Genomic DNA, 25,076 nt, shown 5'->3' with positions numbered 1-25,076 from the left:
CAGCGTGAGTCGGGGGCTTCTTCTAATGTTATATCTGTTATTTACCTACGCCATGGAGTCTGCCTTCTTCGGATTCACCGGCTTAAGCACTTCATCACAAAGCTCCTTAAGCCTGCTCTGGATTTCCTTGAATTCCTCGATCCCGGCTCCCGTGAGGCTGTATCCTTCCCCGTGAGCCGTCAGGAAGTTCTCCTCGGTCAAGCGTTCGAGCTCATGCTTAACCTCCCGGTCGCCAACCTTATAACCATGACGCTCCAGCTCGGGCTGCATCTCGCTAATCGTTAGGTCCCGCTCATGGGCGTGATAGAGCATATGAATACCGATAAACAAATTCTGTACGTCTGCCCGCATTAAGGTTCTCTCCCTCCATCTGATTAAAATTAATACCTGGTCATGTCATTCATTACCCTTGCGCCTGGAAGAGGAATCAACCGGATCCACTTGATGCTTTTCTTCGTCGTGGCTTGTCCCTTGACGAATATCATATACTTATACTAAGGTCATTGAACCAACGCGATAAAAGGAAGGACGGAAATCCACATGTTTCAAAACACACCCTATGAAGGCACCCGGAGCGAGCAATACGCCCAGGTCCTGAGCCAGTTAAAAGCACTTATACACGATGAGCCCAATGCCATTGCCAATTTGTCCAATGCCTCTGCGCTCCTCAAGCAGTTTCTATCGGATACGAACTGGGTCGGCTTCTATCTCTATGATGGGAAAGAACTGGTGCTCGGGCCGTTCCAAGGACTGCCCGCTTGCATTCGGATTCCGATGAATCGTGGCGTTTGCGGAACGGCAGCGGCTGAACAGACGACACTGCTTGTTCCCGATGTACATGAATTCCCCGGGCACATTGCCTGTGATGCAGCTTCGAACAGCGAGATTGTCGTTCCGATGATGGTGGACGGGGCATTGTACGGCGTCCTCGATATCGATAGTCCGCTTAAGAACCGTTTCGACCAAGAGGACCAGATCTTTCTGGAGGAGTTTGTCCATATATTGGAAGGACAGCTCACTCTATAATCAGGATGTTTTCATGTATTCTTCCGTACACTAACCAAGGATTTGAAACCACAATTCTTAGGAGGAATACACGCTATGTATCAAATGAACAACAATTCGCAAATTTCGCAGCAAATTCGTCAGTGCGAGCAAATTCTTCAGCAGCTGACCCAGCAAACGCAGCAGGGTTCGGCTATGTACCAGCAGCTGATGCAGCAGGAGCAGCAGAATGCAGCCCGCCTGGAGGAGCTCGCTCAGCGTGAGCGCCAAGCCGTACAGATGCTCCAAACAGCCCTTCAAGGCCATCAACAGGCGATGCAGCAGTATCAGCAAATCTCCCAAATCGTTAGGCAAGTCGAGAATTCCGTGCAAGCGCACAACCAAACACAGCACATTCAGCCTTCGTTTGGACAACAGGGTTTTCCTAACACACATCAGGGCCAAGGCTTCCAATAAGCATGTTAAAGGGGTATCTCATAGGTCGCTAAGACCTGCGAGATACCCCTTCTATCGTTATTTACTTCGTATCTTCACTTACGCTGAATTCGATCTCGGCTTGTATCTTATACCTCTTCGGCTCTTCCCCATTCGAACCGCCCTGGTCCGCCCCGTGCGACTGTAAATCAATCACGAAATCCGCAGATCCGTAGACGACGTAGCGCCCGCCCGGAAAACCATCCTTCAGCGAATGGATGAAATCCTTGTACCTTTTGTCGTCCCTGCTGTCGTAACCGCCGCCGATTTTGTAATATTCGCGCAGTGGCTCGCCCTTCTTCAGCTTGGTAGTAATATAGGGCTCATTCATGGCGTAACTGATGTTGTAGTCCCTTGTGAGCTCTTTCATCGGGAAATAAAAGGCGGAGGCCGCATGACCGATCGTAATCTCCTCCTTTTCGCCGATATATTCCAGCTCCGCGTATACTTGAACTTGATCTCCCTGTTCATACTTCGCTTTCTCGCTAACGAGTCGATACACGAAGTCGCCGTCGGTCATTTCCGCCTGACTACCCCTGGCAGCATTATTCAATGTAGGATCAGACGGAGCCGCCCCTAGCGTCTCCTGCTTCACACAACCTGTTAGCATAATAAGCATCAAGATAAACCCCATATAAAGGTATCTTTTCATCTTCATTTTCACCTCAACCTCCAGACGGATGATCTGAGGGCAATGTTGCATAGAAATGCAAAAAAGCCGCATCCAAAACTCCTCGAATTTGCGAAGTTTTGGATCGACTTATACTCAAACTGTTCTATAATAATGGCAGCCTGAATATGATGGCCGCAGGATACATTGAATTTTCAAGACTCGTAAATGTTCTTTACCCGTCCCACCTGACCATCTTGAAGGCGTACTTTAATGCCATGGGGATGGTTCGGGGAATTGGTCAGAATATCTTTAACTACGCCACGGGTTAATTTGCCCGTTCGCTGATCCTGCTTCAATACGATATCGACCTCAAGTCCCGGTTTGATATTGGAACGCTGCCCGCCATTCATCGTCGTCCCTCCTGTCCATTTCTTGATGCTGTCCGTTCTCTATTGTCCACCTTACTGAAATCACAGGCGAAAAGCAAATCCCAAATAACAAAGGACTGCCCGTTAAAGATCATTCAGATCGATTCGGACAGTCCTTCTATCTCATGCTAAGTATGAATTTATACTTAATGAAAAAACGATAATGAAACGTTACAGGACGCTTCCGCCATGCACGAAGCGATTTTTCCAAGAATCACCGAAAGTACCTACCAGGACACCACCGGATTGTTTCGAATACGTATGCAGCAGCTTATTATCTCCCAGATAAATAGCTACATGCGTGATGCGCTGTTTGGACTTGTCCAATCCGGCATAAGCGGATGCCGACGAACCTCTGTAACTCATAAAGAATACCAGATCCCCGCGTTTTAATTGATTCACGCTATATACGGCAGTTCCTTTGTCCTTGATGTACTGCCCTTGCTTGCGGGAATCGCTTGGCAGCGTAATGTCAGCGCCGTCCATAAATGCGCGGCGGACAAAGGCCGAGCAGTCAAAGGTTTTCGTTGAATTGCGGTTAGAACCGAATTCATATGGCGTGCCCAAATACTTCATGCCTGCACTGATTACTTTTTCAACGCTTGCGCTCGCAGAAGGCGCAGTGCTTCCGGAATTGCCGGAATTACTGCCGGAGTTGTTAGAAGAGCCGTTACTTTGGTTAATATATTTAGAGGATGCATATCCTTGCTTGCCCTCCGAAGTTTTAATCTTATACCATCCTGAGCTGCTGCCCAGAATTTGAACGCTGTCACCTTTATACACGCGATCCAAGACTTTACCCGAAGTCGAAGGCTGATTGCGCATATACACATTCGAGCTTGCTACACCTTTGGTTACTGACTGCACGCTGGCAGCTGCCACTTCATTCACAGACCCATATCCGTAAGAACCAAGAACAGCTGCTGATAGAAGCGCTCCGGCCATCAATTGTTTAAAGCTTTTTTTCGAGAAAATAATGATCTCCCCCGTCTCGTTAGATTGTGGGATGACGAAATTGTCATTTTCGTGATCCCGCAATCATTATAGACAGGCTATGTCTTGGGACGCATGCTACCATCCTCACAAAAACGCATGCCAACTATTGGTAAAGAGGGGGACTTTAGTCTCTTTTTATACTTTAATTTAGTATAAATAGATTATTATAGAAATAATACATACCAAAATAACCCAACGATCCCGGTATAACGAACTCCGGAATTCTCTGTTGGGTCTTTCTACTTACCATATATACGTATCTTTTCTTGTTGTTGCTCCATGAGAGAATATATTTGAATCCTTCCGACAGCTAAAAAAAGCCTGTCCAGACGGGTATCCCCATCTGACAGACTCTAGTTTATCGTACATCCTAAATTTCATTCCACTACAATTTTGTAAACATTTATCCTTATGGCCTCTTGGAATAGAGCGGATATCCAGGGTTTTCCGGTACGTCAATCAGGATGACCCTGACATTCTCTTGCGCCTTAAGGCTTAACGTCTCGTCATGCTTCGTATCCATTACCATAAAGTCCCGCTGACCAAATTGGAGGCTTTCCTCTTCGGCACAAAAGCTGCCCGCCCCCCTCACGGCAAGCACAGCCGCTCTTCTGCCGGACTTCAATTCATACTGAGCTTCGTTCCCGGCCAGAATCTGAATATCCAGCATCCTCACATCAACGGATAAATCAGTTGGCGCAGAACCGCCAATCATCGTTTTAACCAGCCCACCCTGTATACGGGTTACCGGAAAGGAATCCGGTCGATACTGACGACAGGCTGGATTCTGTTTCAATGAATCGCGAAGATACGGCTCGAACCAAATCTGAAATCCTTCTGCATCCGGCCCAGTGAGACGTTCCTCGTGCGTTAGTCCGGAACCCGCCCTCATCAATTGCAGGCCTCCAGGACCCAACTCATTGTGCGTGCCATGCGAATCCTTATGAACGCCCTTCCCCTGAATCATATAAGTTACGATTTCAAAACCCTGATGGGGATGAGGCGCGATATAACCTTCGACGGGCGAACGGAACCAGGACCAATAGAAAAGCGGTCCCACCCGGGTCACGGCAGACCCTTCTCCGGAGAAACCGATCGGCTTCTGCTCCGTTATCCTTCCTCCATGGAGAGAGCCCTTGCTCTGATCCTCGGGTGGATATACATTTCCTATCATGTCCAGTCTCCTCCTTTCACCCATCCATAATGACCTTGAACAGGTGCTGCATTGATTGTCTCGGCTTTAAGATAGTATCCACGATAACAGAATATATATCAACATCCTTAAATTCCCTTATTGAGGATGCATATTTGCGAATCACTTTTCAGTTTATTTTCAGTTTACGTTCAGTTTTCATTCAGCTGGAGCACGTATGATAAAGTTGAAGGAATGAGATAAGGGGAGTTTTGTGTTATGGAATCAATGCATCGTATTCGCATTTTGCTCGTGGATGACGAGCCGCATATCCTGCAGTTTCTGGAGCTTGGTCTCCATAATGAAGGGTTTGTGGTGCGAACGGCCCCCGATGGGGAATCTGCAATAATGGAAGCAAGCCGCTTCGAGCCGCATATCATCGTTCTCGATGTGATGATGCCGGGAATGGACGGACTTGCGGTATGCCGACGGTTGAAGGAGGAGGGCCGGGATGTCGCGATCATCATGCTTACCGCAAAGGACGAGATTGATGACCGTGTGAAGGGCCTCATGATCGGCGCGGATGATTACATGGCCAAGCCCTTCAGTTTCGAAGAGCTGCTTGCCCGAATTCAAGCAAGGCTGCGCAATCAGTTCCCGAGCCTGCTGGGTGAACTCCAACTTGGCCCATTCACCATCGATGACCGCAAGAAAGAGATTGCATACCAAGGGGAGGCACTTGAGCTGTCCCCCACGGAGTATAAGCTGCTTAAACTGCTTGTGACCAAACACGGCAGCGTTTTGAGTAAACCAAACATTTTGAATATTGTATGGGATTATGACTTTGGCGGAGAGGACAACATCGTGGAGGTTTATATCCGCTCCCTGCGCGAGAAGCTCGGCGATAAGGAACACCGGGTTATTCGCACGCTTCGCGGAGCCGGCTACCGGGTTGATTTGCCATGAGTTTGCGAAATCGTATACGTTCATCCGGACCTACGTCTCTACGCACGCAGCTCCTGTCACGATCCCTCATCGTCTTGGCGCTTCTGCTCGTGCTGATCGGCGCATTGCAATATGTGTTAATGAAAAATGCCCTGTTCCGCAATCAAGCCGAGGCGCTTTCCCTTCAGGCTCGCTCTATCCCCGTGGAGGTGTGGGAGCCTGATCGGGAGCAGCGTGACCGGTCTGCAGGGCGAAATAACGAAACCCTTCCGGAAAATCCGCGTCAGGGAGACAGACCTATGTTTTTTCTGCCGAATATGTCGCTTGCCAAGATAGAAGCTGACGGAGGCTACACCGACCTCGCCGCTGGCAACGGTCTGTCCGCACCACAGCTGACAGCAGAGGCTTATTCATCGATTCTGGAGAAATTCCAGGGACGTCAGCCTATTTCGTATGAAGTGATCGACAATGCCGAAGGCACCGAGCAGATCATTGTCTTTCGTCCTTACGGCAACCCTAACAGCCCCTCAGGTGTGCTTCAGCTTGGATTGGATACGCAGCCGCTGCATGCCGTTCTGCTGCGGCAGCTGCTGATTTTTGCCGTACTGGCTTTACTTGCCATGGCTGCGGGAATTGCACTGTACCTGCCTTTGCTGCGCCGGACGCTCCACCCGCTGAACCGAATGGTCGAATCGGTAGAACGCACGGATGCTGGAAACTTGGCGGAGCGTTTTCCTTCCGTGCAGGGTCAACGGGAGATTGACCGCTTGGCCGAATCGTTTAACGGCATGCTGGAACGGCTCGAGGATGCGTTTGAAGCCGAACGCGAAGCCAAAGAACAGATGCGGAGATTTATTGCCGATGCTTCCCATGAGCTTCGAACGCCGCTGACTTCGATTCACGGCTTTCTGGAGGTGCTGGGCCGCGGCGCCGCGGATAACCCGGAGCAGCTGCGTGCTGCACTATCCAGCATGCACGGGGAATCCAAGCGCATGAAGAAATTGGTCGAGGATTTGCTTCTGTTAGCCAAGCTTGACCGCAAACCGGAGCTCCATCTGCTGGAAACCTGGCTGGATCAGCTGCTGCTAGAAATGGAGCCTCATCTCAGGATGCTTGCCCAAGGCAGGAGTGTAGCGATTCAAACGATACCGGTGCTGTGCAGGTGTGACCCCGATAAGATCAAACAGGTCATCTACAACCTCTTTCATAATGCCGTACAGCATACTGACTCTGCTACAGGGCAGATTACCGTAACGGTTAATAAAACCAAGGACCAGGTCGTACTGCTGGTTGCCGATAATGGAGCCGGGATTCCGAAGGAGCATCTCCCCCATCTGTTCGAGCGTTTTTACCGTATCGACGAATCTCGGACCAGACAGTATGGCGGTGCGGGTCTTGGATTATCCATTACCCAATCCATCATTTCCGCGCATGGGGGGCAGATGAGCGTGGACAGCACGGTCAACCAAGGAACGGTTTTTCGTGCCGAGTGGCCGGGCATCATTCCTAGCCTGTAATTATTTGATCAGTTCTATGGTTGATGAGCCACTCGTCCTCTACCTAATGTCCACTGTGTTTGCTAACATATTTTTTCCTTAAATCCTTACAATTTGGTACAATACAGTCGGTACTAGAATGTCGAATGAAGGGACTATGATCGATATGTTCAAAATCTTTATTGTCGAAGACGATACCGGGCTGGTTAACCTGCTGAAAGAGTATCTTCATAAATTCGGTTACATGACGCAGTCCGTTCATGACTTCGAGACGGTACGCGATCAATTTGAATCGTATGACCCCCACCTTGTGCTTCTGGATATCAATCTGCCAAAATACGACGGCTATTACTGGTGCCGCCAATTCCGCAGCCTCTCCACCTGCCCGATTATCTTCATCTCCGCTCGTGACGGGAAAATGGATCAGGTGATGGCCCTGGAAAACGGCGCTGACGATTATATAACCAAACCTTTTGACTACGAGATTGCCATGGCCAAAATCAAGAGTCAGCTCCGGCGTGCCTACGGCTCCTATGCTGTCGCTCAGAATGAGCGGGTTCTAAGCGTCGCCGGACTCACGCTCGACGTTGAGCGTCTCTCCCTGTCGCTTGAGCAGACCCAGACGGAAATCAGCCATACCGAAGCCAAAATATTGGACGAGTTAATGAAGAAGCCCGAGCAGATCGTCAGCAGAGACCGGCTTCTCGAGAAAATATGGGATGATCAGGCCTTTGTGGACGATAATACACTGAACGTGTACATCACCCGCGTCCGCAAAAAACTCGCCGCCCTCGGGATCGAGGATGGCCTTCAAACCGTGCGCGGTCGCGGCTATCGTCTGGTACCGAACTGGAGGGACGAAGCATGAAGCTATTCTTGCAAGAACAGCGTCCCTTAATAATGGTTTACATTGCCCAGCTTTTGGTGATAACGCTCATTTACAGGCTGGATGGTTATCGCAATTTGACGGTCAGTCTGTACGCGGGCATCATCAGCTTGCTGCTGCTTCTCGGCTATCTGGCCTTTCGGTTTATTGCCAACCGTTCGTTCTATAAACGATTAGAGCAGCCACTCCCGGGAGAATCCCTCACCGGCGAATCCTCGGCAGAATCCTCCCACACTCCGCTCGCTGAAGCGCTTCATCAGCTGCTAAAAACCCAGTTCCGGCATTACACCACGGATCTGCATAACTATAAACATAAAATTGAAGGACATCTTCAGTTCATCAATCAATGGGCCCACCAGATGAAAACGCCGATTTCGGTCATACACCTGATTCTTCAGGATGACGATGACCCCCGTTTTGCCGCGATCGGCGACGAGCTGGACCGACTCAAAAAAGGGCTTGATCTGGTGCTGTATACCGCAAGGCTTGATACGTTCGAGCATGATTTTCACGTGGAGAACCTGCCGCTTCAGCGAATCGTCCGTCATGTGACTTCCGAGCAAAAACGTTTGTTTATCCGGCGGAGAATTTACCCGTCCATCCGGATCGATTCCGGACTAACGGTGGCCACGGACGAGAAATGGCTCTCTTTTGTGCTAACGCAGCTGCTGACCAATGCGGTTCGGTATACGCTGAAGGAACAAGGCACCCTCTTTTTTCACGGCTACACCCGGGAGAATCAAGTTGTGCTTGAGATCCGGGACGAAGGCATCGGCATTCCCCAAAGCGATCTCCCGCGGGTGTTCGATCCCTATTTCACCGGAGAGAACGGTCGCAGGTTCCAAGTATCGACAGGCATGGGGCTGTTTCTTGTCAAACAAATATGCGATAAGCTTGGACATGCCTTCGAGATCGAATCCAAAGTGGATGAAGGAACGACGGTCCGTATCATTTTCACGGATTCTTCAGGCCGCATTGCACAATAGCTTAATGACGAGCAGAGCAGCTGCTAAAGTGCCCATTCGGATACTATGGCAGTGGCAGTCCCTGTTCTAGCTTACTTCCGTTCAAGAAACCTTACAAGGTTGTAAGGTAACTGTAAGTTACGAATATGGCATGGAGGCGACCGCATCTTTTACAATGAGATCATCGTTATAGAGGAGTGAAGATATGCCCATTCTGAGCGTCAAGCATCTATCCAAAATCTACGAGGGCAAAGTGGCGTTCCAAGCGCTGAACAATATTCACTTCAACGTCGCCAAAGGAGAGTTCGTCGGTATTATGGGTCCATCCGGCAGCGGAAAAACCACGCTCCTCAATCTGATTGCAACCATTGATCAGCCCACGGCCGGGGAAGTGATCATCAATGGGCGCAATCCTCATCTTCTCAGCAGAAGCGACACCGCTCTGTTTCGGCGCCGGGAGCTGGGTTTCGTCTTCCAGCACTTCAACCTGCTGGATACGCTCACCGTTGAGGAAAATATCGTTCTCCCGTTAACGCTGGAAGGCATACCGCTGGACGATATGGGCAGCCGGCTGAGTCGGATCGCTGATCGACTCGACATCGGGTCCATTCTGCATAAGCATACCTATGAGATTTCCGGCGGACAGATGCAGCGCACTGCCATTGCCAGGGCGCTCATTCAGGAGCCCTCCCTGATTCTCGCTGACGAGCCCACCGGCAACCTGGACTCCAAAGCCTCCAAAGAGGTGATGCAGACGCTTTCCGCATCGAGTAAAGAGGCATCCGCAACGATTCTCATGGTCACTCATGATCCGGTGGCAGCCAGCTATTGTGACCGCGTCTTGTTCATCAAGGACGGACAACTATATAATGAAATGTATTGCGGCGACAACCGCCAAGCCTTTTTCCAGAAAATCATCGACATGCTGGCTTTACTGGGAGGAGGCAGTCATGACCTTTCGACAATTCGCTTTTAGGAATGTCCTGAGGAATAAGCGGACCTATGCGGCCTATTTCTTAAGCAGCGCATTCTCCGTCATGATATTCTTTGTGTGCGCGCTGTTCCTGTTCCATCCTTCGATAGCCGACGAGATGTTCTATCCGGTTGTTATCCAGGCGATGCTCGGCGCTGAGCTGATCATGTATGTATTCTCGTTTTTCTTCGTGCTGTATTCCGTCGGGGCCTTTCTAAAGACGCGCAAGCGCGAGTTCGGCATTCTGTTCATGCATGGCATGACGGATCGCCAGTTTAACAAGATGGTGTTTCTCGAAAATATGATCATCGGCGTAAGCGCCATTGCAACAGGCATCCTATTCGGCGTCATTACAGGCAAGCTGTTTCTGATGGCAGGTTCGGCCTTTCTTGGAATTCCGCCCCTGCCGTTTCGACTGCCCCTGCGTGCACTTGGACTGACGGTCGCAAGTTACGTGCTGCTGTTTATCATCATCTCGCTGTGCACACCCTGGCTGCTGCGTCCTAAAGCGTTGATCGATCTGTTTCAGTCCGGACAGCGGCCGAAAACCGCGCCCAGGACATCGCCCTGGTTATCCATATTGGCAGCCGTGCTGCTGGTGGTCAGTTACAGCTTGGCGGCCACGACAAGCGCGTCGACCCTCGCGCTGCGCATGTTTCCGGTTACCTTCATGACGATGATCGGTACGTATCTGTTGTATACGCAGTTAGGCGTTGCTCTTGTGCGAAGGCTGAAACAGAGCCGCCGGTTAGCCTGGAGACGGACCAAACTGATCTCGCTATCCAGCCTGCATTACCGGCTTAGGGATCATGCACAGATGTTCTCGATGGTAACCATCGTGCTGGCTGTTTCTTTTTGCTCGGTAGGCGTATTTGCCTCCATCCCGGTGCTCACAAAGCAATTCAATGAGGATTTCCCTGCCGCCATCGGCTATATTGCCAAAACGGGAGACACCTCCGAGAAGCAGCATTTACATGAAATCCGACAGGAGCTTGAATCGAAAAAAATACCGTTTGAAACGCTATCGTTTCGCGTGAAATATACGGAAGCCCAGCCGGCTTCCGCGCATGTGGGGCAATTGCAAATTCCCTTGGCACTAATCTCCTTCTCCGACTATAAGGCGGCGGTGCTGATGGCGGGGCTGCCGTTTGATGAACAGCCGCTGAGCGGCGAGGATGCTCTTGTCCTCATTGCCTCGCAAAATGACAGGGCTTATATTCGCCATCGGGAGCACGCTTCATACCGGATCCATGATTCCGAAATCCTCCTGCATGAAATCGGTTATTCCGATCATGTCAGCGTACCGGAATATTTGCTCCCGGAAATGGACAACGATTCCCGCTTCGGCGGGCTTGTGGTCAGTGACGAAGCCTTCGCCGCCATCACGAATCCGGTCCGGCTAGAGCGGTACACCGGCTTCTATGTAGATGATTTCACGAAGACTGAGGGCATCGTCCCTCATCTGGCCCCGCGCGGGGCGGTGCGTTATGAGATGGACCGGACCTTTGCGCTGGCGGTCAGCGGCACGCTGTTTGCCCTCCGGGATAGCCTGTACAATATGCTGCTCTTCGCGGCACTGCTTGTGGGTACGGTGTTCTTTATCGCGGCGGGAAGCTTCCTGTACTTCCGCCTCTATGCCGATCTGGATTATGACCGCAGGCATTATGCCACGATATCCCGGCTTGGAATGACCGATAAGGAGTTCCGGCGGATCGTCACCGGACAGCTGGCGCTGCTGTTTTTTGTACCGATTGGCCTTGCGATTGTACACAGCATCTTTGCCTTTGTCGCGCTGCAGAGCTACTTCTATTTATCCATTGCGGCTGAAATGGGCATCGTGCTGATCAGCTTCCTGATGATGCAGGTCCTGTATTTCTTCTTCATCCGCAGTCAATATTTGCGCAAGCTGAAGCAGACCCTTATATAAAGGATGGCAGTGGCATCCTTATCATTTGAAAGAGGTGTAACTTTTGGAAAACTGGATTACGGATATTATGGAGCAGTTCGGCTATATCGGCATCCTGCTGATGATTGCCCTGGAAAACGTGTTTCCTCCAATCCCCTCCGAGGTCATTCTTACCTTCGGCGGGTTCATGACCACCTACACGAAATTGACGGTGCCAGGCGTTATCATTGCCGCTACGATCGGATCGATAGCCGGTGCTGTTATTCTGTACGGGATTGGTCGCCTGCTCGATGTCGAGCGGCTTGAAAAAATCGTGGATCGTTGGGGACATATTCTTCGCGTCAAAAAAGAAGACATTCGCAAGGCGGATGCGTGGTTTGATAAATACGGCTACTGGACCGTCCTGTTCTGCCGCATGATTCCACTGATCCGAAGCCTGATCTCCATCCCGGCGGGGATGTCCAACATGAAGTTCGGCATGTTCCTCCTCTTCACGACGATCGGTACACTGATCTGGAACGTTATTCTGGTATGTGTGGGAGCCGCTGTCGGCGGTTCATGGGAAAAAATCGTGGCCTTCATGGACGTCTATTCCAATATCGCTTATGCTGTAATAGCTGTGGCCGGGATTGCGTTTCTGTTCCTTTTCTTCCGCAAGCGGAGAAAGTCAGCTTAAAATCGGGTTCCCACTGAAAAGTTGAAGATTGAATACGCACTTCATGCCATTCATCATTCATATCATTACATTTAATATTTTTTGTAAGGGAGAGACTATAGGTCATGGATTTTTTAACCATCCTCAAAGCAATTATTCTGGGAATCGTCGAGGGACTGACCGAGTTCGCTCCTGTATCCTCAACCGGACATATGATCATCGTTGATGATATGTGGCTGAAATCCGAGGAGTTTCTGACGAAATACGTAGCCAATACCTTCAAGGTTGTCATTCAGCTTGGCTCCATTCTCGCCGTCCTCGTTGTGTTTAAGGACCGCTTCCTGGATCTCTTGGGACTCAAACGCAAAAAGCCTGAAGCCGGCGTACCGGCGGGTACAGGCAGATTGAAGCTCAGCCAGGTTATCGTCGGTTTGATTCCGGCTGGTGTTCTGGGCGTCTTGTTCGAAGACCTTATTGACGAGCATTTATTTTCTACCGAAACGGTGCTTATCGGACTTGTGATCGGAGCCGTCTTCATGATCGTCGCTGATAAAGTCAGCTCGAAAAAAGAGCCGAAAGTGGTCACTGTCGACCAAATTACGTACAGACAGGCATTCAGCGTCGGACTGATTCAGTGTCTGTCGCTCTGGCCGGGCTTCTCCCGCTCCGGCTCCACCATCTCCGGAGGCGTCATGCTCGGTATGAGTCACCGCGCGGCGGCTGACTTTACCTTCATTATGGCAGTGCCGATCATGTTCGGAGCCAGCTTGCTGTCGCTCCTGAAGAATTGGGAATACTTCACGCTGGAGGCTCTTCCCTTCTTCATCGCCGGTTTCGTGGCAGCCTTCGTCTTCGCCTTGATCTCCATCCGCTTCTTCCTGAAGCTGATTAACCGGATCAAGCTGGTGCCGTTTGCGATTTATCGGATCGTGCTCGCTGCTATAATTGCGTTGGTTCTTTATCTGTAAAACCGCTCGTTCATGTATATTAAATGCACAAGATCGGAAAAAGGCGGGGCTGTCCCCTAAGTCATCTTCAATGACTTTTGGGACAGCCCCGCCTTTTATTAAGGGTGCGCGGATAGCTTTTGTACAACTGTATCTCTTTTGTTATAGAATTTCGTTTACCGCGTTCGAGAACCATTTCGTGATGATTTGCGGCCTTGTTATGGCGCTGCCTACAACCACACAATAAGCTCCCATTTCGATCGCTTTTGCAGCCTGCTCCGGTGTGTTGAAGTTGCCTTCTGCAATGACTGGCTTCTTACACTGCTTAATCAGTTCTTCCAGCACGGTGAACTTCTCCACATGCTGAGACTGCGGTGTATAACCAATAAGTGTCGTTCCAATGTAGTGGAACCCTAATCGCTCTGCTCGCAACCCTTCTTCCGTTGTGGAGATATCCGCCATGAACTTCTGCGAAGGATATTTTGTAAAGATCGATTGCAGGAATGCCTCATCCTGATCCATCGTTGCTTGCACAGCAATAATCTCAACCCCCGTACCAACAAGCGCATCCACTTCGGTCATGGTCGCTGTAATGAACGATTGCATGCCCGGATAGTCTTTTTTGATAATGCCAATAATGGGCAACTCAACTTGCTTCTTAATTTCCTCGATGTCTTCAACGCTATTAGCACGGATCCCCACCGCACCGGATTCGGCTGCCGCAATGGCCATACGTCCCATAATAAACGAACTATGCAACGGCTCGCCTGGCAAAGCCTGACATGATACAATTAATCCTCGTTTCACAATATGTTCCCTCCAAGCCATATCCTCTTTTATTCTTCTCCAATAGCCTCATTTATCTTTTGTTTAATTAAGTCGGCTTTTGCGCCAAATACAGCCTGAATCCCGCCTTTCACTTCCAATACTGCAGTAGCGCCCAGTTCTTTAATTGTATCCTTATCTACTTTCGATACATCTTTGACTGCAACACGAAGTCTTGTAATACATGCATCGACATCTTCCAAGTTCTCCTTGCCACCAAGCGCATTCAGCACTTTCATCGCGGTCTCTCCAATGCTGTCCTTGGTTTCGACCGATACGCTCTCCCCATCACTTTCACGTCCAGGTGTCGCCACATTGAATTTCGCAATTAAGAAGCGGAACACAAGGTAATAGATGATAGCCCAGAAGAGCCCGACAATAATGACATAGATCCAATTCGTTTTGGCATTCCCCTGTAGAACCCCAAAGAGCATGAAGTCGATGGCCCCGCCAGAGAAGGTATTGCCGATACGAACGGATAACATATCCGCGATCATAAAGGATAGACCATCCAGAGCCGCATGAATCACGTATAACCAGGGAGCGACGAATAAGAACATAAACTCAATCGGCTCCGTAATCCCTGTCAGGAACGATGTCAGCGCTGCACTAAAGAACAAACCAAACACAAGCTTGCGACGATGCTTCGGAACGCAATGATACATCGCAAGACATGCCGCAGGAAGACCAAACATCATCGTAGCAAAACGTCCTGCAAAAAAACGGGTTCCTTCGGAGAACATTCCAACATGATTCGGATCAGCCAGTTCGGCAAAAAAGATTTTCTGCGCACCCACCACTTGCTGACCTGCAACCGTGGCGACACCGCCCAGCTCTGTGAACCAGAACATCGGATAAATCATATGGTGTAGACCGACAGCACCTGTAAGACGAAGCAAGAATCCGTATAAATAGGTACCGAAATATCCCATTCCGGCTATAGCGGTCCCTGCCGCTACCAGCCAGCCTTGAAATGTGGGCCAGATTAAGAAGAAGATCCCGCCTACAAAAATAGCACTAAACGATGAGACGATCGGAATAAACCGCGAGCCTCCAAAAAATCCAAGAAAGGAAGGTAATTGAATCCCCCGGTATCGATTGTTCAAATAAGTAACCAGGATACCAATGACAATAGCCCCTACAACTCCGGTGTCAATGGATTCAACGCTTGGATTAAATACAGTGATCATTGCACCAATCGATGCATTCATAACCAGGAACGAGACGGCCGCCGCCAGCGCAGCAGTACCTTTATCTTTTTTCGCTAACCCCACGGCAAGACCAATACACATGATTAGCGCTAAGTTGGCAAACACAACATTACCGGCTGCCGACATAATTTGAAAAACAGCTTGTAAAAACCGCGTATTCAGAATCGGATATGCAGCAATCGTATTCGCATTCGATAAGGCTCCCCCAATCCCAAGCAGCAAACCCGCGGCAGGTAGGATTGCAATCGGTAACATAAATGACTTACCAAGCTTTTGCAACTGTTTAAACATGGATTTTCCTCCTATTGGATCAATCATTGTATTCCATCGCGATATGTCAATTCTACATCATGAAATTATTTTAGTAAATATAATTTCACTAAAATAATTTTATTAAATGGTAATGAATCTATGACACTTAGTATGAACAATGACAATAAAAAAACCTGTGCCCCTCCAGTAGACGAAAAACACGTCAACTTCTGAGGTTCACAGGTACGATGAAAGCTTTGTTATTAATCCATTCGATTATGTTCAAGAATCGTATTCACTGTAATTTGCATCCGACTATTTAAATCCGGATCCGCGAGTAAGATCATGCATAAAATATCTATCGCATACATGACGGAAAATTGACTATTTACAAACCTTTCTTTATCAACAAACAAGGTATTGGAGACCAAAATGAAAGAGTCCACTTGTTGCGCAAGCGTACTTTCGGAGAAGCTGGTCAGACAGATGACTTTGCACCCATTATTCTTTGCGATTCTGGTTGCATCGACAATGACAGACGTTTCCCCTGAACTGGAAATCGCAATAACGAAATCATTCTCATTCAATATCGAACTATTGATCAGCATTAAATGAGAATCCGTAATACTCTGCACATTGAAGCCCATACGGAGCAAGCGAAGCATCATTTCCTTCGCTGAAAGTCCCGAGCTCCCGATTCCGTATATGTAAATTCGCGCCGCGCTCTTAATCGCTTCAGCAAGTCGATGCAAATATGTAATGTCCAGTAATTGATTCGAACGCTCAATGACCGTCTGATAGAATTTAGATACTTGAATGAGAATATTGTCCTCCGCCGAAGGAGCCGTTGCAATACGAAGCCTGCCCAACTGAACCTTCAATTCGGCAAAATTATTGCAACCAATCTTCTTGCAAAAATGCGTAATTGTCCCATTCGAGACACCAACATGGTTGGCCAGGACAGATATATTCATGTTATTAATTGATTGACCTTCTTGAAGAATATAATTCGCTACCAACTGTTCTTTCTTCGAGAAACTCGGATATAACTGCTGAATAACCATATAAATATCCATTGAATCCACCACCGCCATTTGGGAATTATAACAAAAAAAGCATATGGATTCAATATTATTGCCATAGGCGTGAATGCTAGTGCCCATCCTGAATCCTAGTTCGTAAAAACGGGTATGCAGAGAATGATATCGAGCTCGCGGCGTGAAGCTTCTCCGCCTCACTCCTCAAACGATAAATTGGTAGGCTCCTCCAGCATTTCATAGTGAAGATCAAGGTTCGTCGTCGGTACGCCAAGATCCACCTCTTCAAAACGGAGGCTGTCCAGCCACACCTTGCCTGCCCCCATCAGCAGAACACCGATCGAGATCGTGGCGCTCTCCTCGGGTACGTCAAGCACGATGGCGTAGTGATTCCAGTGCGTACTGCCCACAATGCGCCGATCATTCATATTATCGAACTGAAGCACGTCTTCCGCACGGTTATCAACGCGCATCCACAGCCCGCAGTATTCTTTGACGTTCTCGGTTTTGACAAATCCGGAGAACCGCATCCGCTTGCCCGCATACTTATCGGCTTTGAATTGCTGCATCATGGTCGCAAAAGCGCCCGCCTCCATGGGGGTAAGGGCTTTTAGGTAACCGGAAGTGCTACCTTGGTGGGCGATAGAACGGTCGACGCCGATTTCATAATCATGCGGGTGGCTTTCGCTCAGAAACCAGCCTTTTAATTCGGGTTGAGATGGTTGCTGCATGTGATCCTCTCCTTTATAGTGGCTTGAGTGATGAGCGTGGACCGCAAAGATTTTCCGGTAACGCCCCGGCGGCATGCCGTATAGTTTTTTGAATGATCTCGTAAACGACTCCTGACTCTCGAAGTGGCAGTGCAGGGAAATGTCGATAATCGCAGCCTCGGAGTGCAGCAAGAGCTGTGCGGCATAACAGAGTCTTCGTTTTCTAAGATAATCCGCGATATTCATGCCGACCTCCTTCCGAAACAAGCGGTGGAAGTGATATGGCGAAAAACCGGCATGGGCTGCAATTTCCGCGAGGGTCAGCTGCTCCTCCAGATGCTGTTCCATGTACGCTATGCTTTTTTGGATGATACGCTGGGTACTCAAGGTTAGGCCCTCCTTTGTTATAAGAATACCAAATGGAAGAAGCACGTTTTTGATCTTTTTTGCCAACATCAAAAAGCCCCTTCGATTACAAAGATCGAAGAGGCTTTTGCCATGATATGATTCTTATTATGGATCCCGGGAAAGGCCTCCTGCCATGTAGAAGCTATACCCGCCCGCGGTGCGTATCGGACGCTTCGACATGACCTCACGTCTTGAGGATCCGTGTCGTCGACGGTGACACGAAACTGAGCGCGCATCCTGCTGTACGGCTAAAGCCGGATAAATGGCATTTATCCCAGCGGTTTCAGCTGAACGGCACGCTTGGTGCTTGCGGATTCATACGCTGCAATGGCTACACGGGCAGAATAAAGTCCGTCTTCCCCAGTTATTTCGACCGGCTTGCCGTCGCGAATGCTGTCGATAAAGCTGTTGACAAGACCTGTATCCATATCATCGCCCCAGAAGCTCCACGCTGCTTTACCAGTTACATCGCTGTAGACATCGTTCTTCTGGGCAAAAGAATCAATGTTCAGCACACCCTTGGTGCCGATGATCTCAAGCGTTACATCTCCCCAGGTCGGGAAGGCGCGATTACGGGACCAGCTTGGGTCCAGCACAGCAACAACGCCATTCGCGAATTTAACGTGGACCATGCCGGCATCGTCAATCTCCGTGTCATTGAAGAGCGTTTCCGCATGGGCGTACACTTCCTCAGCCTTGCTGCCGGTAAACCAGTGCATCAGGTCCATCACATGGACGGTATGGTCCAATACGGCTCCGCCGCCCGATTTCTCCCGTTCGATAAACCAGCCCCCAGGCATGCTTCCCCGGTTGGTTCCCTTCATGGCCAAAATCTCACCGATTTGTCCCGCGTCAATCGCTTCCTTCGCCTGACGCACGGAGGTAATATAACGGCAAGGAAAGGCCGTCATGAGCTGAACGCCATGATCCTTGCACACTTGAATCATCTCCAGCATCTCGGACTCGGACAAACCTAACGGCTTCTCGCACAGCACATGCTTACCCGCCGCAGCGGCAAGCTTGGTAAATTCCGCATGTCGTGCATTTTCCGAACAGATGACAACCGCATCCAGTTCCTGTGCCAGCAATTCATTATAGTCTGCATAATACGGGATTCCCCGGTCAACAGAGTAAGGACGCACGCGCTCCGCGTTCTCATCCGCGACTCCGACCACCTCGACATCATCCCGCTTCAGCATGCCTAAGAGATAACTTGCTGCATGCATATGGGCAAAGCTAATAAAGCCTACTTTAACTTTCTTCATGAAACTGTCCCTCCGATCATCACGGGCTGTCCAGTCTGAGCCGATTGCTCCGCTGCCTGAGCGATTGCAACGGCATAACAAGCATCCTTGATACTGACGAGCGGCTCGCCCCCGTTCCGGATGCACTCGATAAAATGCTGCACCTCGTAATAATATGGGTCATACAAGCTTGGGCTTGAAGGAACCTGTACGGCTGCTCCCTCTCCTGCCTCCGCATTCACCAATTTAATGTCCAGAGACTGCACCTGAGTGCTATCAAATCTTATGATTCCTTGATTTCCCGAAATTTCGAACTGCGTCGTAAACGGTCCGGGGTACCCCCAATAGCCGGTTAGACTCGCGATTGCTTTATTTTTAAAATGCAGCGTAAGCTGAGCATACTCCATCTCAGGCTCATCCCGCTTAACGGTGGAAGCATATACCGACTCCACTTCCCCGAACAGCCAGCAGGCAAAATCGATATCGTGAATCAAGAGGTCCATGATAACACCGCCGCTCTTGCCCGGATCGTTATACCATCCATCCATGCCCTGCGGATACGAACCGTACCGCTTAAAGTGAGCCATCTTTGGTGTTCCGATGCTCCCGGAGTTGGCCTGCCGATAGGCATCATGATAGTTCGGGAAGAATCGAACAACATGTCCGATAAACAAGCGGACTCCATGCTTCTCGCAGGCTGCCTTCATTTCCAGCGCGTCCTCCAGGGTCAATGCAGCCGGTTTTTCGCAGATGACGTGCAGCCCTCTTTCAGCTAACTTCAGCACAAACGGTTTATGGAGATAGGTGGGCAGACACACCGCAACCGTTACCAAATCTTTTTGTTCAAACAGCGACTCTACATCCGTGTATGCCTTCGCCCCAGTCAAAGCTGCTGCCCGCTCAGCCCGCCCGGCGTTAATATCAACCACGCCTGTCACCGTTACTCCCGGCATTTTCGCCAAATTGTGCGCATAGGCTGTCCCCATCGTTCCGCAGCCCAAAATCGCTATGTTCATGCTTATCCCTCCAGTATACCTATAATGACTTGGACCAAAAGGTGACACCGTATTCGTTGTCCGCAAATACGGCCCACCCTGTTACATTCTTCATGTGACATGGCATTCCTGCCTCTATTTCGCATGATTCGTGCTTTTTTGAACTTATGCCGCTAACTTGATAAAGTGTATTATAGAGATTAGTAAAAATCTTCTATATGACGCTTCAGCCATTTATGAATAACATTCGAATAGGGTCGACAGGAAAGATCCACAGAGAGAAAGGGTGTAGAGTGAACATGTCAGAACTTGTCGTTCAAACGAAAGCCGGGCGTATTCAAGGCAGTTCGGAAAACGGAGTACGCGTATGGAAGGGAATTCCTTATGCGAAGCCCCCGGTTGGCCCGCTTCGATTCCGTGCTCCTGTGCCCCCCGATCCATGGGACGGGATAAAGGATGCCACTGCCTTCAGCCCCATGTGCCTTCAACCGCTTGAATCCACCTCAAGCATGCTAGGCGGAGGAGTGACCAAAACGGTGTCCGAGGATTGCCTCTATCTCAATGTGTGGGCACCCCTGAACACGCCGGCGGAGCCACTGCCGGTCATGGTATGGATTCACGGGGGCACTTTCGTCACAGGCGCCGGCAGCTTGCCAAGCTATAACGGCACGCCTTTCGTACTCCGGGGCGACGTGATTGTGGTAACAATCAATTACCGGCTGGGTCCGCTCGGCTTTCTCCATCTCTCCCCATACGGCGAGTCCTTTTCCTCCAATACTGGTTTATTGGACCAAATAGCGGCCCTACAATGGGTACGGGATCATATTGCGGGCTTCGGCGGCGACCCCGAACGGGTTACCGTATTCGGAGAGTCGGCCGGCAGCATGAGCATCGCAGCCTTACTTGCAATGCCGGCAGCCAAAGGGTTGTTTCACCGGGCTATCATGCAAAGCGGTGCTGCCCAAGTCATGGCTCCGGAACAGGCAAAGATGGTAACGGCAGGTTTGCTTAAAGAGCTGGACATAACGCCTGATAAGGTCCATGAGCTTGAATCGCTCACAGGTGAATTAATATTCGAAGCCGGGGAACGATTGAAGAAACGTTTTGGCTCCGGTGTCAGCATGATCTTCCAGCCGGTGCTGGAACCGGGCACTTTGCCTCATGATCCGCTGCAGGCTGTTCAATCGGGCTGGGCCAAGGACTTGCCGATCCTGATCGGCACAAATCTCGATGAAGGCGCCTTGTTCTTCCGGCCGGACATGCCGCTTGTGAAGGAAGACGATCTTGTACGCACCGTTGAAATGATGACCGGTATCCAGGATGCCGCGCCTATCACCAAGGAATACCCGTACAGCATCGACGGACATGCCCAGATTATGACTGACCTGTATTTCTGGCGTTCGGCCCTGCAATTCGCTTCCGCTCAGAGCAAACACGCGCCGGTATGGATGTACCGATTCGATTGGACGCTGCCAAATCATCCGGTTCTCGGCAAAGCGATGCATGCCCTGGAGATACCGTTTGTATTTAACACCCTGGCGCTGTTTCAGAACATCGGTGTTCAAGTCGATGCCGCCACGCAAGCCCTGTCCGACCGGATGCAGGATGCTTGGATTGCATTTGCGCGCCATGGTTCGCCGGATACGGAGGCGCTGCCGTGGCCAGCTTATGATCCGGCATCGCGCTCAACGATGATATTCAACAACGACAGCAGGATCATCGAGGACCCGGATGCGGAGAAACGGAAAATGCTGCAATTATAAAATGGACAAGCCTTAAGCAAGGGCCCTTTCGCGGGAGGGGCTCCTTATAACAGCAAAAAAGCTGTACTCCTGGCATGACATCATGGACATCATGCCGGAGTACAGCTTTTTGTTAATTTTAGCAGGCCGCACATGTACAAACACGGCTAACCTCTTGCGTAACTCTGTTCCCACAGCATCCGATTCAGGCTCCGTTGATCGAAGGACACTTGGATATGACCGAGCCGCTCCTTATTTCACAGCTCCCTGCGTAATGCCATTGATGATCCACTTCTGCGCGAACAGATAAATGATGATCATCGGCAGCATCGCCATCAGATATGAAGCAAAGGCCAGATTGAAATCTGTATTGAACTGCCCTTGGAAAATATACTGCACAAGCGGCAGCGTGTAGGAATCCGTATCGCTGATAATGATGAGCGGCAGCAGGAAGTCATTGTAAGTCGAAAGGCAGATCAGAATGCCTACCGTCGCATTGATCGGTGCCATAATCGGGAATATGATTCTCCAAAAGGTTCCCCAAGTCGACGTGCCGTCCACCCGAGCCGCTTCCTCCAGCGCAACCGGAATGGATTTAATATAACCAACATAAACAAATACGTTAAATGCCAATGCATACACGGTATGCAGGATGGTCAACCCGACCAGATTCGTCATATTGAACCCGGCTGTCAGCTTGACCAGCGGCAGCATAATAATCGGGAACGGAATGAACATAGCGCTAATGAAATAGAAGTATAAGCCCTTGAAGAACTTTCGGTTCATATTGCGGGCAATGGCATAAGCGACAAGCGAATTGGTCAGCAGGGTCAGTACCACCGTTGCTGTCGTTACCATGGCACTATTGCCCAGCGCGTTGAAGAAATTGGTCATTCGAATGGCATTCGTAAAATTCTCGAAATGAAGCTCCTTCGGCAGGCCAAACACGGAAGTAAGCATGTCCTCCGGCGTTTTGAGCGCAATCGTGATTGTCATATACAACGGGAACAGGATCAGTATCGTCCCCAATGTGATGAGAATCATCACCGTCCAGTTGGTTTTCGTCCGCATTACATGTCCCCCTCTCTTCTCTGCAGGAATCGAATCTGCACAATCGATATCGTGGCAATCAGGATGAAGTAGATCACGGAGTTCGCGGATTGATAGGCAAACTCCCCTCCCTCGAAGCCGCCGGTGTAGATCAGATGGGAGATGGACTGCGTGGCCCGGCCTGGACCGCCGTTGGTAAGGGCGACGATCTGGTCAAAGACCATTAGGGAATTCTTCATCGCAAGCACCATGTTGATCGTAAAGAATGGCGCGATCAGCGGAAACGTTATTTTCCAAAATTCCTGCCAGCGGTTCGCCCCATCGAGGTTGGACGCCTCGTACAGTGTTTGAGGGATAGTCTGGAGCCCCGCGAGATACAGGATCGTGTTATAAGCTATGCCCTGCCATACCGCTACCACCACGATACCGATCCAGGCATGCTGTTCACTGCCCAGAATATTGGTGGACAGCCACTCGATCCCCAGGTTTTGGCCCCAGATGGTGAACACATTCGAGAACAGATAGTTGAAGATGTAACCAACGATCAGCACACTCAGAATATTCGGAAGAAAGTAGATGCCTCTGAAGAAATTCCTCGCTTTGATTCTGGCGTTCAGCCCCATGGCAATCAGCAGACTAAAGATGTTGATCAGGATGGTTACCACGACCGCGAATTTGAATGTGAACCAATACGCATTGCCCACGTTGCCGTCCTTGAACAGATTGACGTAATTCTTGAATCCGATGAAATCGAAGTTATCGCCGAATCCATTCCAGTTCGTGAAGGAGTAATACACCCCCTGCAAGGCCGGCAGTGTCAGAAATACGAAGAACAGCACGACCGCTGGCACGGTCATCAAATAATAAGGCATAAGACGCTTGTTCATGTTGGGTCCTCCTCAATGCTCATGGATATCGTGTCACAGCGTTGATCGCTCCGTTAGCGTCTGTCCGCTACCTTGTCCCATTCAGTGTCCAGCTTCTTTAGATACCCGTCAATATCCCTGTTCTGGAGGAAGGATTGGATCACTGAGTTCAACTGCACAGCGGCAGGAATATAGTGATCGGCAAAATCGATGACTTGGCCCCGCTCCAGATAAGGCAGCAGCTCTGCAACGGCAGGGTCGTCCTGCGTCACGCCCTCAACGGTCGAGAACAACGTTTGCTCCGTATTGTATTGCTTGCTATTCTCAGGCTCCAGCAGAAACTGAATAAAACGCTGTGCCTCCTCTTTATGCTTCGATTCCTCGGAAATAGCCAGCAGAGTATCAACGCCCGAAATCAGTTTATTCTCCTCCGGATGATCGCCGGTTGGCAGCGGAAAGAAGCCGATCGGCGCATCCGGATTGGCCTTCCGGATTTCCGGAATCGCCCAGGTTCCCTGGATATACATCGCCGATTCTCCCCTCGCAAACCCTCGGTTGCCGTCCGCGTAGTTCTTGCCGAAGTTATCCCCATGGCCATAGTCCATCAACGCGAGCTGCTTCTCCGCAATCTCTCGATACTTCTCAGCAAACGTTACCGAGCCTTCCCGCCGATCCATGTAAAACTCTATGCCCTCCAGATTGGATGCCAATGCGTTAAACGGGAGCACCGTCTGCCAATCGTCTTTATATGTGTAATAAAACGGGATTATCCCCGCATCCTTGGCCTTCTGAGCCGTGGCTAACAGCTCGTCCCAGGTCTTGGGAACGCTGAGCCCCAATTCTTTAAAAATTTCCGGGTTGTACATCACGCCGTTAGCGTTCGTTGAATAAGGAATGCCCGTAACCTCATCCATCCCCGCTACGTCCTTCAGCATCTGAACATAGGTCTCATCCACCTGACTCAGCAGCGGATTATTCGTCAAATCCATAAATATGCCGCTTTGCGCCAGCAATGAATACGTATCTGTTGCACCCATGCCGATAATGTCAGGAATATCATTCTTAACAACTCTTGTCTTGAGTACGGTCTCCGCATCCGGCGGATTTACCTGAACGACCTTGATCTCGGATTGGGATTGATTAAATTTCTCAATTAGTGCGTCAAAGGAGCCCTTAGCCTCAGGCTTATTCTGAAAAAATTCAATCTGAACGCGTCCCGATTCCTCTTTTGCACCGCACGCGGCCAGCATCAATACCATCACCAAACACGCTGCGATCCTTGTACCAAGCTTCATGGTCTGCCCCCCATTTCATA

At 49.9% G+C, this 25,076-nt stretch carries 25 protein-coding genes; 10 read left to right on the top strand and 15 right to left on the bottom strand.

What is annotated here, in order from left to right; genetic code table 11:
• Window positions 1-45: 45 nt before the first annotated feature.
• Window positions 46-351: a hypothetical protein gene (locus DP091_RS10390; protein ID WP_071221900.1), complete on the bottom strand. Its 306-nt coding sequence runs from the start codon at window positions 349-351 to the stop codon at window positions 46-48.
• 189 nt (window positions 352-540) lie between these two features.
• On the opposite strand from DP091_RS10390, the gene DP091_RS10385 reads away from it, so the two are divergent.
• Window positions 541-1,026: a GAF domain-containing protein gene (locus DP091_RS10385; RefSeq protein WP_113058249.1), complete on the top strand. Its 486-nt coding sequence runs from the start codon at window positions 541-543 to the stop codon at window positions 1,024-1,026.
• 57 nt (window positions 1,027-1,083) lie between these two features.
• On the opposite strand, the gene DP091_RS31315 is transcribed toward DP091_RS10385, so the two are convergent.
• The 5 genes from DP091_RS31315 to DP091_RS10360 form a co-directional block, all read right to left on the bottom strand.
• A complete protein-coding gene (locus tag DP091_RS31315) occupies window positions 1,084-1,419 on the bottom strand; it encodes a hypothetical protein (RefSeq protein WP_181469772.1) in 336 nt (111 codons plus the stop codon).
• Between the two features lie 103 nt (window positions 1,420-1,522).
• Complete coding sequence (locus DP091_RS10375) at window positions 1,523-2,137, bottom strand: hypothetical protein (protein ID WP_258394474.1); 615 nt, start codon at window positions 2,135-2,137, stop codon at window positions 1,523-1,525.
• 167 nt (window positions 2,138-2,304) lie between these two features.
• On the bottom strand, window positions 2,305-2,502 hold the full coding sequence (locus DP091_RS10370; RefSeq protein ID WP_053490029.1) for a YwbE family protein: 198 nt from the start codon (window positions 2,500-2,502) through the stop codon (window positions 2,305-2,307).
• A gap of 189 nt (window positions 2,503-2,691) precedes the next feature.
• Window positions 2,692-3,558 carry a C40 family peptidase gene (locus DP091_RS10365; RefSeq protein ID WP_258394473.1) on the bottom strand — a complete coding sequence of 289 codons (867 nt, stop codon included), beginning with the start codon at window positions 3,556-3,558 and terminating at the stop codon, window positions 2,692-2,694.
• Between the two features lie 367 nt (window positions 3,559-3,925).
• Window positions 3,926-4,690: a pirin family protein gene (locus DP091_RS10360; protein WP_113058247.1), complete on the bottom strand. Its 765-nt coding sequence runs from the start codon at window positions 4,688-4,690 to the stop codon at window positions 3,926-3,928.
• A 237-nt stretch (window positions 4,691-4,927) separates the two neighbouring features.
• On the opposite strand from DP091_RS10360, the gene DP091_RS10355 reads away from it, so the two are divergent.
• The 8 genes from DP091_RS10355 to DP091_RS10320 all read left to right on the top strand — a co-directional run bounded on the left by DP091_RS10355 (window position 4,928) and on the right by DP091_RS10320 (window position 13,442).
• A complete protein-coding gene (locus DP091_RS10355; RefSeq protein ID WP_113058246.1) occupies window positions 4,928-5,614 on the top strand; it encodes a response regulator transcription factor in 687 nt (228 codons plus the stop codon).
• Window positions 5,611-7,110, top strand: coding sequence for a sensor histidine kinase (locus DP091_RS10350; protein ID WP_113058245.1), 1,500 nt, complete (start codon window positions 5,611-5,613; stop codon window positions 7,108-7,110). Before DP091_RS10355 ends, DP091_RS10350 begins: the two co-directional genes overlap by 4 nt.
• Before the next feature lie 145 nt (window positions 7,111-7,255).
• Entirely contained in the window at window positions 7,256-7,957 is a 702-nt protein-coding gene (locus DP091_RS10345; RefSeq protein WP_113058271.1) for a response regulator transcription factor, read from the top strand.
• On the top strand, window positions 7,954-8,961 hold the full coding sequence (locus DP091_RS10340) for a sensor histidine kinase (RefSeq protein ID WP_113058244.1): 1,008 nt from the start codon (window positions 7,954-7,956) through the stop codon (window positions 8,959-8,961). The genes DP091_RS10345 and DP091_RS10340 overlap by 4 nt, the downstream gene beginning before the upstream one ends.
• A 184-nt stretch (window positions 8,962-9,145) precedes the next feature.
• A complete protein-coding gene (locus DP091_RS10335) occupies window positions 9,146-9,916 on the top strand; it encodes an ABC transporter ATP-binding protein (protein WP_113058243.1) in 771 nt (256 codons plus the stop codon).
• Window positions 9,891-11,840 carry an FtsX-like permease family protein gene (locus tag DP091_RS10330; RefSeq protein ID WP_113058242.1) on the top strand — a complete coding sequence of 650 codons (1,950 nt, stop codon included), beginning with the start codon at window positions 9,891-9,893 and terminating at the stop codon, window positions 11,838-11,840. Before DP091_RS10335 ends, DP091_RS10330 begins: the two co-directional genes overlap by 26 nt.
• A gap of 43 nt (window positions 11,841-11,883) precedes the next feature.
• On the top strand, window positions 11,884-12,495 hold the full coding sequence (locus tag DP091_RS10325; RefSeq protein ID WP_113058241.1) for a DedA family protein: 612 nt from the start codon (window positions 11,884-11,886) through the stop codon (window positions 12,493-12,495).
• A 104-nt stretch (window positions 12,496-12,599) separates the two neighbouring features.
• Entirely contained in the window at window positions 12,600-13,442 is an 843-nt protein-coding gene (locus tag DP091_RS10320; RefSeq protein WP_113058240.1) for an undecaprenyl-diphosphate phosphatase, read from the top strand.
• 141 nt (window positions 13,443-13,583) lie between these two features.
• On the opposite strand, the gene DP091_RS10315 is transcribed toward DP091_RS10320, so the two are convergent.
• The 6 genes from DP091_RS10315 to DP091_RS10290 form a co-directional block, all read right to left on the bottom strand.
• Complete coding sequence (locus DP091_RS10315) at window positions 13,584-14,228, bottom strand: N-acetylmannosamine-6-phosphate 2-epimerase (RefSeq protein ID WP_258394472.1); 645 nt, start codon at window positions 14,226-14,228, stop codon at window positions 13,584-13,586.
• Between the two features lie 29 nt (window positions 14,229-14,257).
• The gene (locus DP091_RS10310; protein ID WP_113058238.1) at window positions 14,258-15,748 is read right to left on the bottom strand and encodes a PTS transporter subunit EIIC; all 1,491 of its coding nucleotides are present in this window, start codon (window positions 15,746-15,748) and stop codon (window positions 14,258-14,260) included.
• A 224-nt stretch (window positions 15,749-15,972) separates the two neighbouring features.
• Window positions 15,973-16,785 (bottom strand): MurR/RpiR family transcriptional regulator, encoded by an 813-nt coding sequence (locus DP091_RS10305; protein ID WP_258394471.1) that lies wholly within the window; start codon window positions 16,783-16,785, stop codon window positions 15,973-15,975.
• Between the two features lie 158 nt (window positions 16,786-16,943).
• Complete coding sequence (locus DP091_RS10300) at window positions 16,944-17,843, bottom strand: helix-turn-helix domain-containing protein (protein ID WP_113058270.1); 900 nt, start codon at window positions 17,841-17,843, stop codon at window positions 16,944-16,946.
• A 290-nt stretch (window positions 17,844-18,133) separates the two neighbouring features.
• Window positions 18,134-19,129: a Gfo/Idh/MocA family protein gene (locus DP091_RS10295; RefSeq protein ID WP_113058236.1), complete on the bottom strand. Its 996-nt coding sequence runs from the start codon at window positions 19,127-19,129 to the stop codon at window positions 18,134-18,136.
• Window positions 19,126-20,124: a Gfo/Idh/MocA family protein gene (locus DP091_RS10290; RefSeq protein ID WP_113058235.1), complete on the bottom strand. Its 999-nt coding sequence runs from the start codon at window positions 20,122-20,124 to the stop codon at window positions 19,126-19,128. Before DP091_RS10290 ends, DP091_RS10295 begins: the two co-directional genes overlap by 4 nt.
• A 278-nt stretch (window positions 20,125-20,402) precedes the next feature.
• Here DP091_RS10290 and DP091_RS10285 point away from each other — a divergent pair, with 278 nt between their 5' ends.
• Window positions 20,403-21,866, top strand: coding sequence for a carboxylesterase/lipase family protein (locus DP091_RS10285; RefSeq protein WP_113058234.1), 1,464 nt, complete (start codon window positions 20,403-20,405; stop codon window positions 21,864-21,866).
• A 231-nt stretch (window positions 21,867-22,097) separates the two neighbouring features.
• Here DP091_RS10285 and DP091_RS10280 read toward each other — a convergent pair whose 3' ends face one another.
• The 3 genes from DP091_RS10280 to DP091_RS10270 are packed head-to-tail and all read right to left on the bottom strand — an operon-like array spanning window position 22,098 to window position 25,056.
• Window positions 22,098-22,916, bottom strand: a complete 819-nt coding sequence (locus DP091_RS10280; RefSeq protein ID WP_113058233.1) for a carbohydrate ABC transporter permease — start codon at window positions 22,914-22,916, stop codon at window positions 22,098-22,100.
• Window positions 22,916-23,782 carry a carbohydrate ABC transporter permease gene (locus DP091_RS10275; RefSeq protein ID WP_071221921.1) on the bottom strand — a complete coding sequence of 289 codons (867 nt, stop codon included), beginning with the start codon at window positions 23,780-23,782 and terminating at the stop codon, window positions 22,916-22,918. The genes DP091_RS10280 and DP091_RS10275 overlap by 1 nt, the downstream gene beginning before the upstream one ends.
• Before the next feature lie 53 nt (window positions 23,783-23,835).
• Window positions 23,836-25,056, bottom strand: a complete 1,221-nt coding sequence (locus DP091_RS10270) for an ABC transporter substrate-binding protein (RefSeq protein ID WP_113058232.1) — start codon at window positions 25,054-25,056, stop codon at window positions 23,836-23,838.
• Between the last annotated feature and the right edge of the window lie 20 nt (window positions 25,057-25,076).

Origin of the sequence: Paenibacillus sp. MDMC362, assembly GCF_003269305.1 — a bacterium.
Classification (GTDB): Bacteria; Bacillota; Bacilli; order Paenibacillales; family Paenibacillaceae; genus Paenibacillus_AQ.
The sequence above is the reverse complement of the archived record's forward strand: the minus strand, read 5'-3'. Positions and strand labels throughout refer to the sequence as shown.